Origin of the sequence: Henriciella sp. (assembly GCF_029936995.1) — a bacterium.
GTDB lineage: Bacteria > Pseudomonadota > Alphaproteobacteria > Caulobacterales > Hyphomonadaceae > Henriciella.
Window position 1 is genome coordinate 104,960 of sequence record NZ_JAPYRE010000003.1, and the last position, 12,377, is coordinate 117,336.

16 protein-coding genes are annotated in these 12,377 nt (G+C 55.5%); 7 read left to right on the forward strand and 9 right to left on the reverse strand.

Translation table 11 applies throughout. The features are described 5' to 3' along the window. The first annotated feature begins 222 nt into the window (after positions 1-222). Positions 223-774: a TetR/AcrR family transcriptional regulator gene (locus Q1K31_RS07635; RefSeq protein WP_300378440.1), complete on the forward strand. Its 552-nt coding sequence runs from the start codon at positions 223-225 to the stop codon at positions 772-774. Here Q1K31_RS07635 and Q1K31_RS07640 read toward each other — a convergent pair. The 4 genes from Q1K31_RS07640 to ruvX form a co-directional block, all read right to left on the reverse strand. Then, positions 771-2,039: a dihydroorotase family protein gene (locus Q1K31_RS07640; protein ID WP_300378442.1), complete on the reverse strand. Its 1,269-nt coding sequence runs from the start codon at positions 2,037-2,039 to the stop codon at positions 771-773. The two genes, Q1K31_RS07635 and Q1K31_RS07640, sit on opposite strands and share 4 nt — an antisense overlap. Further along, positions 2,036-2,986: an aspartate carbamoyltransferase catalytic subunit gene (locus Q1K31_RS07645; RefSeq protein ID WP_300378443.1), complete on the reverse strand. Its 951-nt coding sequence runs from the start codon at positions 2,984-2,986 to the stop codon at positions 2,036-2,038. The genes Q1K31_RS07640 and Q1K31_RS07645 overlap by 4 nt, the downstream gene beginning before the upstream one ends. 74 nt (positions 2,987-3,060) lie before the next feature. Further along, on the reverse strand, positions 3,061-3,987 hold the full coding sequence (locus Q1K31_RS07650; RefSeq protein WP_300378444.1) for an AEC family transporter: 927 nt from the start codon (positions 3,985-3,987) through the stop codon (positions 3,061-3,063). Then, the gene (gene ruvX / locus Q1K31_RS07655) at positions 3,984-4,442 is read right to left on the reverse strand and encodes a Holliday junction resolvase RuvX (RefSeq protein WP_300378445.1); all 459 of its coding nucleotides are present in this window, start codon (positions 4,440-4,442) and stop codon (positions 3,984-3,986) included. The genes Q1K31_RS07650 and ruvX overlap by 4 nt, the downstream gene beginning before the upstream one ends. Positions 4,443-4,520: 78 nt before the next feature. Here ruvX and gatC point away from each other — a divergent pair, with 78 nt between their 5' ends. Then, on the forward strand, positions 4,521-4,808 hold the full coding sequence (gene gatC / locus Q1K31_RS07660; RefSeq protein ID WP_300378446.1) for an Asp-tRNA(Asn)/Glu-tRNA(Gln) amidotransferase subunit GatC: 288 nt from the start codon (positions 4,521-4,523) through the stop codon (positions 4,806-4,808). A gap of 101 nt (positions 4,809-4,909) precedes the next feature. Then, positions 4,910-5,221, forward strand: a complete 312-nt coding sequence (locus Q1K31_RS07665) for a hypothetical protein (protein ID WP_300378447.1) — start codon at positions 4,910-4,912, stop codon at positions 5,219-5,221. 47 nt (positions 5,222-5,268) lie between these two features. On the opposite strand, the gene Q1K31_RS07670 is transcribed toward Q1K31_RS07665, so the two are convergent. Further along, positions 5,269-5,724: a DUF6491 family protein gene (locus Q1K31_RS07670; RefSeq protein ID WP_300378448.1), complete on the reverse strand. Its 456-nt coding sequence runs from the start codon at positions 5,722-5,724 to the stop codon at positions 5,269-5,271. Between the two features lie 175 nt (positions 5,725-5,899). Between Q1K31_RS07670 and gatA the strand changes: the two genes are divergently transcribed. The 4 genes from gatA to gatB all read left to right on the forward strand — a co-directional run bounded on the left by gatA (position 5,900) and on the right by gatB (position 9,632). Then, complete coding sequence (gene gatA / locus Q1K31_RS07675) at positions 5,900-7,372, forward strand: Asp-tRNA(Asn)/Glu-tRNA(Gln) amidotransferase subunit GatA (RefSeq protein WP_300378449.1); 1,473 nt, start codon at positions 5,900-5,902, stop codon at positions 7,370-7,372. A 91-nt stretch (positions 7,373-7,463) separates the two neighbouring features. Continuing rightward, positions 7,464-7,652 (forward strand): hypothetical protein, encoded by a 189-nt coding sequence (locus tag Q1K31_RS07680; RefSeq protein WP_300378450.1) that lies wholly within the window; start codon positions 7,464-7,466, stop codon positions 7,650-7,652. 48 nt (positions 7,653-7,700) lie between these two features. Further along, positions 7,701-8,030: a hypothetical protein gene (locus Q1K31_RS07685; RefSeq protein ID WP_300378451.1), complete on the forward strand. Its 330-nt coding sequence runs from the start codon at positions 7,701-7,703 to the stop codon at positions 8,028-8,030. 90 nt (positions 8,031-8,120) lie between these two features. Beyond that, the gene (gatB, locus tag Q1K31_RS07690) at positions 8,121-9,632 is read left to right on the forward strand and encodes an Asp-tRNA(Asn)/Glu-tRNA(Gln) amidotransferase subunit GatB (protein ID WP_300378452.1); all 1,512 of its coding nucleotides are present in this window, start codon (positions 8,121-8,123) and stop codon (positions 9,630-9,632) included. 24 nt (positions 9,633-9,656) lie between these two features. On the opposite strand, the gene Q1K31_RS07695 is transcribed toward gatB, so the two are convergent. The 4 genes from Q1K31_RS07695 to Q1K31_RS07710 all read right to left on the reverse strand — a co-directional run bounded on the left by Q1K31_RS07695 (position 9,657) and on the right by Q1K31_RS07710 (position 12,363). Beyond that, complete coding sequence (locus tag Q1K31_RS07695; protein ID WP_300378453.1) at positions 9,657-10,109, reverse strand: hypothetical protein; 453 nt, start codon at positions 10,107-10,109, stop codon at positions 9,657-9,659. 138 nt (positions 10,110-10,247) lie between these two features. Further along, the gene (locus Q1K31_RS07700; RefSeq protein ID WP_300378454.1) at positions 10,248-10,682 is read right to left on the reverse strand and encodes an HIT family protein; all 435 of its coding nucleotides are present in this window, start codon (positions 10,680-10,682) and stop codon (positions 10,248-10,250) included. Further along, positions 10,679-11,086 (reverse strand): hypothetical protein, encoded by a 408-nt coding sequence (locus Q1K31_RS07705; RefSeq protein WP_300378455.1) that lies wholly within the window; start codon positions 11,084-11,086, stop codon positions 10,679-10,681. Before Q1K31_RS07705 ends, Q1K31_RS07700 begins: the two co-directional genes overlap by 4 nt. A 113-nt stretch (positions 11,087-11,199) precedes the next feature. Continuing rightward, positions 11,200-12,363 (reverse strand): GNAT family N-acetyltransferase, encoded by a 1,164-nt coding sequence (locus Q1K31_RS07710; protein WP_300378456.1) that lies wholly within the window; start codon positions 12,361-12,363, stop codon positions 11,200-11,202. Between the last annotated feature and the right edge of the window lie 14 nt (positions 12,364-12,377).

Here is a 12,377-nt window from a genome sequence, read left to right on the forward strand (position 1 = left end):
CCTGTGCTCTGTTCTCTATTTGATGCCGCCTGTGGTCAAGCACGGCCCGCTAGGGAACAATGCTGTACCTTGTTTTTCTAGGATTTCGAAAGATCGCGCAGCTGTTCTTGGAAGTAACGTGAAAACGGCAGGGTCATTCGGGCGTGACCGCTGCTTTCACTTCCGAAAAGGGGATGTCGTGCTAATTGTACATTTATGATCTCAGCGAGTGATACCTTCGTCATGCCCGCCAGAGAACGCCTTCTCAGAACCGTTCTCAGCCTCATCGTAAGGCACGGGGCAGAGCGTGTTACGCATCGTCTTGTGGCCGAGGCAGCCGAGCTGTCGCCAGGTACGCTTACGTATCATTTTGCAGACAGGGACGGGATGATCCGTGAGGCTTTCCGCCTTTATATGCATGATTATCAATGCGGCCTTGATGATGCCCTTGCTGCACGGCCTTTGTCCTCGCCAGGTGAAATTGCCCGGTTCCTTACTACGCTGACCACGCTCGATCCTTCTGATGCAGAACTCGCTGTGCTGGAGTATGAACTGGTATCACTGGCCCAGCGCGACACTGAAATCGGCGATTCAGTGAGGCTTTGGGCAGCGTGTCTGCCTGATGCTGTAACGGCGGCTCTTCAGGCACATGGCCAGGCAAATGCTGAGGAAATGGCTAGGGTTCTTATCGCCATCTGCCGGGGTGTCGAGGCAGAGGTCCTGAGCCGGAAAGCACGAATTTTTCCGGATGAGCTGGAAAGACGGTTGCTTCGCATCATGCAGACTGGGTGCTAGCGGGAAAATACTATCTCGCCACCGATAATTGTATGCATCACGCGGCCAACCATGCGTCGACCGTCAAATGGGGAATTGAGCGAGCGTGAAAGCAGGTTTTCCCGTTCACACAGCCACGGCTTTTCCGGATCGAACAGAATCAAGTCAGCCGGCGCCCCCTCAGCCAGACGGCCCTGCGGTACGCCGATTATATCCGCCGGGCGGCACGTCACAGGTTTCAAGGCCTCCAGAAGAGTGATGCGTTCGTCTTGAACCAGGACCAGCAATGCTGAAAGGACGGTTTCAAGCCCTGCGGCGCCGAAACTTGCTTCGGCAAATGGCAGGCGCTTTTCTTCAGGTGGCTGGGGATCGTGTGCAGAAACAACGGCATCAATCTCACCAGCCGTGAGCGCATCGACCAGCGCCTGACGGTCATCTTCCGAGCGGAAAGGCGGATTGACTTTGCAATAAGTGAGATAGTCGCCGACATCGAGTTCGTTGAAGAACAGATGATGCGCTGCAACGCTGGTATATGCCTTGACGCCATTCTGGCGGGCCTGTTTCACCATTTGAACACTGCGTGCTGTCGAAACCTGATCCACAAGGAGCGTACACCCAGTTGCTTCGGCTATTAGCAGGTCACGCGCGAGGCCAATCCATTCTGCTTCACGTGGCAAGCCTGAAAGCCCCATACGGGCAGCAAGGGCACCGGAGTTCATCACGCCGCTCGCGGCCAGGGCATGCTCGTCAGCCCGGCTGGCCACGACGGCCCCGCAGCTGGCGGCATAGGCCATTGTCCGACGGAGCACGGAGGGCTGAGAAACGGGCAGGTCGCCATTGGTGAAGAAGACCGCTCCCGACTCCGACATCAGGCCCATTTCCGCCATGGCCTCACCCCTGAGTCCTTTGGTCAGAGCTCCAGCCGGATAGATCCGGGTCTTTGCGGTTTCCCGGCTGCGATTGGCGATAAACTGAACGAGTGCGACATCGTCTATAACGGGGTTGGTGTCAGGCATGACGACCATGCTGGTGACGCCGCCGGACAGTGCAGAACGGGAGGCAGTCGCAAGTGTTTCTTTCTGCTCGGCACCGGGTTCGCCGGTCTTGACACGCAGGTCTATGAGGCCAGGCGCCAGGCATAGCCCGGCTGCATCTATCGTTTGGTCGGCTTTGCCATTCGCTTCGCCTATACTGGCAATCTGGCCATTTTCGATAAGCAGGGCGCCTGTTTCGTCTATTCCATTCGCTGGACAGAGCAGGCGGGCGTTCTCAATCAGCGTCTTCATACGCGCCTCCCTGAAAGCAGCTTCAGGACCGCTTCGCGGACCGCGACACCCATTTCCACCTGTTCGGTAATAACCGAGCGCTCTCCATCCGCGATGGCGCTTTCGATTTCGATACCTCGGTTCATCGGGCCTGGGTGCATGACGGTGGCGTCGGAAGCTGCCCGCTTCAGGCGCTCTGATGTCAGACCAAAATCACGGAAGTATTCACGCTGGCTTGGTAGATAGGCTCCGTTCATGCGCTCAAGCTGCAACCTTAGCATCATGACGACATCAGCCTTCTCAATAGCAGCATCGAAATCGCTCATGGCGCGCGCTGCGCCCCAGGTCTCGGTGCCGGCTGGCATCAGGGTTGCTGGGCCACATAACGTGACTTCAGCGCCCAGCAAGTGCAGAGCCTGTGTCGTAGAACGTGCAACCCGCGAATGCATGATGTCGCCACAAATAGTCACTTTCAGGCCCTCGATGCGCCCCTTCGCACGTCGGATTGTGAGCGTATCGAGCAAGCCCTGTGTGGGGTGCTGGTGTGTACCGTCTCCGGCATTGATGACAGCACAATCCACCTTGCGGGAGAGAAGCTTCACACCGCCTGAGGCTGAATGCCGGATTACGATGGCATCCGGGGCCATGGCGTTCAGCGTCATGGCTGTGTCGATCAGTGTCTCGCCCTTTTTTACGCTGGACTGGGCAATCGGCATGGCGACGACGTCGGCGCCGAGGCGCTTCGCGGCGATCTCGAAACTCGACATGGTCCGCGTCGAGTTCTCGAAGAAGAGATTTATGACGGTATTGTTCTTGAGATGCGGTTCCGGACGTTCGCCGCGTCGGGTCGCCTCAGCGAACTCTTCTGACAGATCGAGAATATGTTCGATGTCGAGCCTGGAAAGGTCTTCAATACTCAACAGATGGGTGTGACTGAATTTGTAGGTATAGCCCGGTATGGCCGTCATGCCCTGCCTCTCGATTTTTGGCGGTTTATGCTCGTTTCCTGATTGGAGCAAGAGGCGGGGTGAATGAGGTAGCTCTAGAAAAGCCCAGCCTGCATACAAGCAAACCAGATTACCGGCATGGTGAGAATGGATAGCACGGTCTGCATCGCAATAAGATTAGCTGCGAGGGGGGCATCACCGCCAAGCTGACGGGCCAGAATATAGGAGCTGGTTGCCGTTGGTACGGACGCGCAGATAATTGCGATCGCGAAGGGCGTGCCTGTCAGGCCAAGAAGTAGGGCTCCTGTGATTGTGAACGCAGGTAGCCCGAGAAGCCGGACCAGCGACCATGTAAGTGTCTTGAGGCCAGCGCGGCCCAGCGCAGTAATATTCATCCCGGCTCCGGCGGCGAGAAGGCCCAGCGCAATCGTGCCTTGGCCCAGAAGATCTATGGACAGATCCAGAAGTTCGGGAATTTCGACGTCAAGCGCCGCCAGAAGGCCACCAACAGCACAAGCGATGATGAGAGGATTGCGAACAAGCTCGGCTACTGGATTGCGTCTGGGCAGGTTTGTATGATCAGCATGAGCTGTAAGTGCCGTTACGCTTAGTATATTTGCGGCAGGGATCATGGCAGCAGCAGCTATCGAGACCAGTGCAAGACCTTCTTCGCCAAAAAGTGCGCTGCCAATCGAGAGGGCCACAAAGGTATTCCAGCGTACATTCGACTGAATGATTGAGCCGATAGCCGGGCTTTCGATATCTGGCCACTTTCGGGCCAGTAGCCCGACACCGCCGAGAAGGCATTGAGACACCATGAGGATGATGGCGAGCTTCCAGGGGGCCTCCTCAAAGGGGGCGTGGGCGAGTGCCCGAATGATAAGCGCCGGAAACAGCACAACGTATGCCAGCCTCTCGATACCGCGCCACCCCTCATCAGGGATGACGCGCCGCCAGCCAAGGAAACGGCCAAGCGCAACGATCAGGACAACCGGGACGAGGGCAGCGAGGAAAGCGCTCATGAGGCGTTGGCGAGCCGATCTATGGCGGTTTGCAGTATGATGGCAGCCGCGGAGGCGTCTATCAGTTCAGCGCGGCGAGCACGGGAAAGATCGCCAGCGATCATGGCGCGTTCGGCCTCTGAACTGGACAGGCGTTCATCATGAAAGGCTATTGGGATGTCCTGCCGGGCCAGTATATTGCGTGCAAGCGCCCGGGCGGACTGGGCGCGTGGCCCTTCACTGCCATCCATGTTGAGTGGCAGGCCAATAATGAGGCCAGAAACCAGACGCTCGTCGATGATTACGAAGAGTCGATCCAGGGAGGGACCAAGCTTGCGGCCTTTCCTGATCGTCTCGACGGGCGAAGCGATCAGACGGCCAGCATCGCATGCAGCAATGCCAAGCGTCTTGCTGCCGGGATCAATTCCGATGAGGGGCCCGGAGCGGGGCAGGGCAAAGAGGTCTGTGACTGGCATGCGGGCTTGTGGTCTCATCTCTTGAATTTGCCCTGCCTAGCGCGTATCGCAACGTCTTGTCGATTGGAGAGACAGCTGATGAGCGTTACAAAAGACGATGTCCGCAAGGCCGCGCAACTGAGCCGAATTGCTGTATCTGAAGAACGCCTTGAGCCATTGGCCAATGAGCTATCTGCCATTATTGGCTGGATCGAGCAGCTGAATGAAGTTGATGTCGAGGGTGTTGAACCTATGACATCGGTTGTCGATGCGAAATTGCCTCTGCGGGACGATGTCGTCACGGACGGTAACATTCAGGACCAGGTTCTCGCCAATGCGCCCAAGAGCGAAGACGGGTTCTTCGTGGTCCCGAAGTCCGTGGAATAAACCACTGTCCGATTGCTGTTAAATACAGGTCAGGAACAATCCAGCTCTTGCAGCCTTTATATGGGCAAGGGCGGGGGATGTCTTGATGATGTGAGGCGACAGTGGCCAATTCCGAAACGCATGCTCACCAGCCTCCCCAAGTGAATATTGCCAATCGCGAAGCGATGTTTAATCGTTTCCTGAAATTCTGCGGGTGGACAGGTCTGCATATCCTTCTCGTGACGGGATATCTGACGCTGGTGTTCGCGATTACGATGAATTGGCTGGTGGCCTTGGTCCTGATGCTGCTGGCGGGGATTATAGGCGGATGGCTTCTGAAGCTTGGGAGCGCCTGGTATCTGAGCCTTGTTGCTCAGGTTGCGATTGTCCTGATCGCAAGACTTAGTATTTTAATATTTGTGGCACTAATTTGAAGTGAGGGCCGGGGGGCATGAAGCGCCCCCGGGCAAGTCACAATGAACTATTCTTCGCCGTCCATGTCCGCCTCCTTATCAGCACTTTCTTCATTCCATACATAGATGGCCGAAATAGGGCAGCGGATTGGCGCGATGCCAGTATTATCCGGGCCAAAAACGCTATCATATGCATAGATTGAATCGCCGCGTGTGACGCATGAGGCTGCTCGTGGTGTGTCGAAACTGATAGACTGTGCCCAATCGAGATCCGGGCAATTGCCGGTTGTCTCGATAAGGTACTCGTCATTCACGCCTTCTTCGACGATAACGGTCTTATCCATAGGGCTTCGGAAGCTGTCGATACTGGATTTAAAGCAGACCCGATCGACCTTTTCGCCAAGCCGGGCATCCTGCAGCCATTCTCTTTCTTTGGTATCCGAACCAGCATTCGAGGCGGTGCAGGCACCAAGAGCCATGAGTGCGGATATGGCAAAAGCCGGAAATGCGGTAGTCATTTGCATGTTTCCTCCTTTGTCCTGCGGGGGATCTGGCCTTCCCAGCTGGACGTCTCTTTAGAAATGAATGTCTGGTATTACAGAAAGTTTCAAATCACAGGCATCAGTCATCGGGACTTGAACTTTCATCATTGGCCTGCATACGAAGGGCCAACATTACTTTCAGGCAGCTGAACACGACATGACCGAATTGACCAAACTGACGCTCGCAGCCGCGCTGGACGGGCTGAAGACAAAAGCTTTTTCCGCGACCGAGATCACGCAGGCTTTCATCGACGAGATCGAGGCATCCAATGATGCGCTGAACGCCTATGTCGTGCAGACGCCGGAAAAAGCGCTGGAAATGGCGTCAGCTTCCGACAAACGGCTTGCCAATGGGGAGGCCGGTTCACTGGAAGGCGCACCACTCGGGGTGAAAGACCTCTATTGTACCAAGGGCGTGCGTACGACCGCCTGTTCAAACATACTCGGTGAGTTCACGCCGACCTATGAGTCGAGTGTGACCCAGCAATTGTGGGATGCTGGTGCGGTCATGCTTGGTAAGCTCAACATGGATGAGTTTGCTATGGGGTCGTCGAACGAGACCTCGCGCTTTGGTCCACCGGCCAATCCCTGGCGGCGTGAGGGATCAAACCAGACGCTTACACCTGGTGGATCATCTGGCGGGTCCGCCACGGCAGTATCCGCCAATCTCTGTCTCGGGGCGACGGCTTCTGATACGGGGGGATCGATCCGTCAGCCTGCGAGCTTTACCGGAACGGTCGGGATTAAACCGACCTACGGACGGGCGAGCCGGTATGGGATGGTGGCGTTTGCCTCTTCACTCGACCAGGCTGGGCCGATTGCGCATACGGTCGAGGATAGTGCCATATTGCTTGAGGCGATGTGTGGGCATGATCCGAAAGACTCAACTTCTCTCTCGGAACCAGTGCCGGAATGGCGTAATGCCGTAAAACGCGGCGTGCAGGGCATGAAGATCGGCATTCCGAAAGAATACCGCGTCGAGAACATGCCCGAAGAGATTGAGGCACTGTGGAGCCAGGGCATCGACTGGCTGAAAGAGCAGGGTGCTGAGATTGTCGATGTGTCCCTGCCACACACCAAGTATGCGCTACCCGCCTACTATATTGTGGCGCCAGCGGAGGCGTCTTCCAACCTCGCACGTTATGACGGTATGCGTTATGGCGCGCGTGTTACCGGAGACAATCTGGTCAATACTTATGAAGGTACTCGCAGCCAGGGCTTCGGCGAAGAAGTTCAGCGTCGCCTGATGATAGGCACTTATGTGCTATCCTCTGGTTATTACGATGCATATTATCTGCGTGCCCAGAAAGTTCGCCAGAAGATCCTGAACGACTTTGTCGAGGCATTTACAGGCTGCGATGCCCTCCTGACACCGACTTGCCCATCGGCTGCCTTTGCCTATGGCGAAAAGGCTGATCCGGTGCAGATGTATCTCAATGATATCTTCACTGTAACAGCCAACCTCGCCGGGCTGCCAGGCATTTCAGTGCCGGCTGCAATCGATAAACAGGGACTTCCGCTTGGTCTCCAAGTCATCGGTAAGGCACTTGATGAGGCCAGCTGTTTCCGTGTTGCCGGCGCTCTCGAAGAGGCGGCGGAATTTGTCGCCAAGCCGGAGAGATGGTGGTAAGCTGAGAGGCATGTCGGTTCGAGGTCATCGCAATCTTCTGGAGCTTATTATAAGCCGGACGTTCGGTGCACGTGTCTTCAGGTATCGGTGGGTGCGTTGGCCGATTGCTTCGCTCCTGGCGGCTCTCGCTGTCCATTCTATAGCTTCAGGCATGGCCGTTGATGGACAGGATAAAGGCGTTGCCGTTCCGGCGCTTCTGTTTCTCTTCGCCATTTTCCTTGTCGTCTTGCCGGTGTTGCCCCTGGCTGACAACTGGGATGATCACGACCGGAGTGACTAGCGCATTCCCGGGCGTGACGTGCTGAGGCACGGGTGCTAATCTGCTGACATGTCCAGACGAACGAAAACAGTGCTTTACGCGGCAGGGGCCTTTCTGGTCCTGCTGCTCGTAATATTCCTGATGGCCTGGCAACAGGGGGTTAACCCGTTTCATCCGCGAACCCGCATGTACTGGCTGCTCGCGGTTGTTGTGGCGCTATATGTCTCGATCCGGGGCGCGGTATTCGTTGAACGCATGCAGTTCCGGAAGTCACAGAAGCCCCTGTCACCTGAAGATGCGCCCAGCCGCTACAGCTCGAAGCTGAGTGACCGTATGGCTGCACGCAAGGCGCGCGTAGAAGCGGCCCTGAAACAGGCTGATCAGCAAAAAGATAGCTGACACTGCGGCTCTTGCGGATTGCGCTATGGCAAGGCCAGCATAGCTATGCTTAAACGCCTGACGAATTGATTTTATTGCGGGATGAGTGGAATGAGCGAGCGCCCGACCTATACGCTGCAAGGTGAAACTGGAGACTGGGAACTGGTGATGGGACTTGAGGTTCATGCCCAGGTGGCTTCAGAGGCGAAGCTGTTTTCTGGTGCGTCAACACGGTTCGGGGCAGACCCCAATTGCAATGTCTCCCTTGTCGATGCGGCGATGCCTGGCATGCTGCCGGTCATCAATCGCAAGTGTGTTGAACAGGCTGTGCGCACAGGGCTTGGTCTCAAGGCAAAGATCAACCAGTGGTCGAGGTTTGATCGTAAGAACTATTTCTATCCGGACCTGCCACAAGGCTATCAGATCAGTCAGTTCGACTTTCCAATCGTTGGCGAAGGCGAGATCGAAGTCGATGTCGAGCCGGCTCATGGCGATGCTGCCTACGCATTTCCCGTCCGCATTGAGCGGCTCCATCTGGAACAGGATGCTGGCAAGTCGATCCATGACATGGATCCGACAGCTACGTATGTGGACCTGAACCGGTCTGGTGTTGCTTTGATGGAGATTGTGTCCAAACCGGATATAAGAAGCCCGCTGGAAGCAGCTTCTTACGTCAAGAAATTGAAGTCTATTGTTGTCGCGCTGGGCACTTGTGACGGCGACATGGAAAAGGGCAATTTGCGTGCGGATGTAAACGTATCGGTCTGCAAGCCTGGTGGTTATGAGAAGTTCCGCGAGACCGGCGATTTCAGCCATCTTGGTACACGCTGCGAACTCAAGAACATGAACTCTTTCCGCTTCATCCAGGCGGCTATCGAATATGAGGCCCGCCGCCAGATTGAAATCATTGAGGGTGGCGGCAAGGTTATACAGGAAACGCGTCTGTTCGATCCGAATAAAGGCGAGACGCGCTCCATGCGTAACAAAGAAGATGCGCATGATTACCGCTATTTTCCGGACCCGGACCTGCTTCCCTTGGAGATAGACGACCTGTTCGTCGACAATATTCGCAAGAGCCTGCCGGAACTGCCGGATGAGAAGCGCGCACGTTTTGAGAAGGACTATGGCCTTTCGCGCTATGATGCTGGTGTCCTGACGGCCGATTTCGAGCGTGCTGAATTTTTCGAAGCGGTTGCCAAGGGGCGCGATGCCAAGCTGGCCGCAAACTGGGTCAGCCAGGAGCTATTCGGTTATCTCAACCGTGCCGAGTTGGAACTTGCTGACAGTCCAGTTTCTGCAGAGCAGCTTGGCGAATTGATCGATCTCATCTCAAACGACACCATTTCCGGCAAAATCGCCAAAGACGTATTCAATCGCATGATCGATGGAGAAGGCGGTCCCGGCGATATTGTGGAAAAGCACGGCCTAAAACAGGTCACTGATACTGGCGCCATCGAGGCGATAGTTGATGAGATCATTGCCGCAAATCCGGAGCAGGCTGAATCGGTCAAGGAGAAGCCGAAAGCGATGGGCTGGTTTGTGGGGCAGGTGATGAAAGCTTCGGGCGGAAAGGCAAATCCGCAGGCTGTCAATCAGATACTCAGGCAGAAACTCGGCTTGTGAAGGCGTAGTGGCTGGCAATCAGCCTCAGTTTGAGCTGCGGTCAAGCCGCTTCACGTCTATGCCGAGTGCATCAACGTCCTTGCGTATGCTCTCACATAAACGTTTGAGAAGTGCGCTATCATCTGCAGCTAGATCGCACATTCTGGCTCGAACATAGCATTTTGCGCCTATATCCTCAGCTTGATGGGCGGTCAGGCGCGCAAGGTCCAAGGCGCGGCGCTTCATTGTTGCTGATATGTCGGCCAGACGTTCACTTAACAGGATACCAAGTAGCCTGTCCCCGAGGACGTGCTCAACATGATTTGCCTGATGCTGAAGCTGCGTGCGTTCATCATCGAGTATCAGCCAGCGTTTGACGAATATCATGATATCCGTCACGGAGGCTGACACAATCATGGCGTCAACTTCCGCGCGTGTCTGCGGCGCGCCGCTTTTTGCGGCCAAGTCATTAAAGACCCTACCGTTCTGGTAATACATGTAAGCCGCTCCCATTGGAGGGGCTTGGATATAGTTCACTCGCTCCATAGTGTCTGTCACGTAGTTGTGCCTCAAGCTGCAAAAAAAGCAGTCCGGAAATCACTACCAGAACGTGTGTTTTACGATGGAGTTCCTCCGTTAAATGAAAGCGGAGATCTTTTCTGCCAGTGCTTCCAGTGTTCCGCTATCGGCGGGATCGCCGCCGGAATGGCGCCTGAGTGGTTCATCTTCGCGCCGGGGTAATATGTGGAAATGCAAGTGGTAAACGGTCTGTCCGGCGGGTGCACCATTGAACTGTGTGACAACCAGTCCGTCTGGCTTCAGCGCTTTTTCGACAGCCCGTGCGATCTTCTGGACGCGTTCCATGTAGGGGCCGACCCTGTCATCAGGCATTTCCAGCAGGTTACGGGCCTCTACACCCTTGGGTACGACAAGCGTGTGGCCTTCTGTCTGTGGGAAAATGTCCATGAAGGCGAGTGCGACATCATCCTCGTAAACCTTCACGCATGGCACTTCGCCACGGATCATCTTGGCGAAGATGTTATTGGGATCGTAGGTGTCGTGGAGGGTCATTGTGAAGATTGCTCCTGATTGCGCTTCTTCAAAAAACGCCTTGTATTCAAATAGAACGAGATAAGCGCCCACGCGAGGAACAAGGCAAATATAAATTCGGCCAGAACTAAAGCCAGCTCAGCAAACTCATCCGGATTTTCCGGCAGGATGGCGCCGCTGATAAGCTGCACGATGACAAATGGCAGTAATAGCAGCATAAGGGGAAGGGTAATCAGCCCCATGGGAATCAGCAGGTATAGCCAAGCGCCTAGACGACCATAGGCGCGCGGCTGCTCATAGCCCTCATTGGCCAAGCTGGCCTCGCCTGTGTCGACACAATGTAACAGGTGCTGCGCGGATTCCTCCTGAGTTGCTGGTATACTTAGCCCAATCCCATTCAGGGCGGGTATGAGATACCATTGCACGGTAGCGTGCTGAAACTCGTCTATCGCGGGATCCAGTCCATGCGCAGTCAGATATGACGCACAGGCCATAGCCTCAGGCAGAGAGGAGAACCGTCTTATGGTTACGTGGGATCTCATCCATTTCTCTTAAATGGTGTTCGCGCGCGCAGAAAATGCGCGTCATGCTCGACGGCATTTCTTTCCCGGGCGAGGTATTCGTCCACGGCGGCCGCGAGACCTTCGTGTGCGATCCAGTGGGCAGAATATGTCGTCTCCGGCACATAGCCGCGCGCCAGCTTGTGGCCACCTTGGGCGCCAGCTTCAACAACTTTCAACCCGTTCTCAATCGCAAAGTCTATGGCCTGATAATAGCAGGTCTCGAAGTGCATCATTGGACGTGGGGAGACGGTCCCCCAGTAACGTCCATAGAGACGTTCGCTCCCGATCATGTTGAGCGCACCGGCAATGGGGGTGCCGTCTTCAATAGCGAGTACAAGCAGGATCTGGTCACGCAACCGTTCACCTAGCAGCGAAAATGTATCTCGGTTTAGATAGGGAGACCCCCATTTTCGCGCCCCGGTATCAATGTAGAATTCGTAGAAGATATCCCAGTGAGCCTCGGTGATGTCATCACCGGTCAGGTGCAGGAATGTCAGGCCATCCTGGGCTTTGCGTCGTTCCTTGCGCAGGTTCTTGCGCTTCGATGAAGAGAGTTCTGCAAGGAAGTCGTCGAAGTTGTGATAGCCGCGATTATGCCAGTGAAACTGCTGGTCCGTGCGGATCATCATTCCGCTTTCTTCCATCGACCAGGCTTCGGCCTCGGTGAGGAAATTCAAGTGAAGTGAAGAGAGGTTGTTATTGTCAGCCACCTGAACAGCACCGGCGAGCAGGGCGTTGGAAATGCGTGATTCGTCAGGGCCGGGTTTGGCCAGGCGTCTCCTTCCCGTTACGGGCGTGAAGGGTATAGCCGAGAGGAGTTTGGGGTAATAGCTCCCCCCTGCGCGCTCATAGGCATCGGCCCAGCCATGATCAAATACGAACTCGCCCTGAGAGTGACCTTTAACGTAAAGCGGCATCGCCCCGATCAATTCCCGGTCAACGGAGTCGACGACCATATGATGTGGGCCCCAGCCCGTTTCCGGCGCGACGGCTCGCGTCACTTCAAGAGCTTCCAGAAATTCCCAACTAAGAAAAGGATCGTATGGTAAACTTGGTGGGTTGGCGATGGCGTTCCAGTCGTCAGCCTCTATTTCGCTGAGGCCATGTATCAGCCGGATCTGGAAATGCGGTTCATCCATAACCGCCAGACTAG

Bases quoted from the DNA above. Each gene is read 5' to 3' on its own strand.
- Q1K31_RS07635 (WP_300378440.1), top strand. From the start codon at position 223: ATGCCCGCCAGAGAACGCCTTCTCAGAACCGTTCTCAGCCTCATCGTA.
- Q1K31_RS07640 (WP_300378442.1), bottom strand. From the start codon at position 2,039: ATGAAGACGCTGATTGAGAACGCCCGCCTGCTCTGTCCAGCGAATGGA.
- Q1K31_RS07645 (WP_300378443.1), bottom strand. From the start codon at position 2,986: ATGACGGCCATACCGGGCTATACCTACAAATTCAGTCACACCCATCTG.
- Q1K31_RS07650 (WP_300378444.1), bottom strand. From the start codon at position 3,987: ATGAGCGCTTTCCTCGCTGCCCTCGTCCCGGTTGTCCTGATCGTTGCG.
- ruvX (WP_300378445.1), bottom strand. From the start codon at position 4,442: ATGCCAGTCACAGACCTCTTTGCCCTGCCCCGCTCCGGGCCCCTCATC.
- gatC (WP_300378446.1), top strand. From the start codon at position 4,521: ATGAGCGTTACAAAAGACGATGTCCGCAAGGCCGCGCAACTGAGCCGA.
- Q1K31_RS07670 (WP_300378448.1), bottom strand. From the start codon at position 5,724: ATGCAAATGACTACCGCATTTCCGGCTTTTGCCATATCCGCACTCATG.
- gatA (WP_300378449.1), top strand. From the start codon at position 5,900: ATGACCGAATTGACCAAACTGACGCTCGCAGCCGCGCTGGACGGGCTG.
- Q1K31_RS07685 (WP_300378451.1), top strand. From the start codon at position 7,701: ATGTCCAGACGAACGAAAACAGTGCTTTACGCGGCAGGGGCCTTTCTG.
- gatB (WP_300378452.1), top strand. From the start codon at position 8,121: ATGAGCGAGCGCCCGACCTATACGCTGCAAGGTGAAACTGGAGACTGG.
- Q1K31_RS07695 (WP_300378453.1), bottom strand. From the start codon at position 10,109: ATGTATTACCAGAACGGTAGGGTCTTTAATGACTTGGCCGCAAAAAGC.
- Q1K31_RS07700 (WP_300378454.1), bottom strand. From the start codon at position 10,682: ATGACCCTCCACGACACCTACGATCCCAATAACATCTTCGCCAAGATG.
- Q1K31_RS07710 (WP_300378456.1), bottom strand. From the start codon at position 12,363: ATGGATGAACCGCATTTCCAGATCCGGCTGATACATGGCCTCAGCGAA.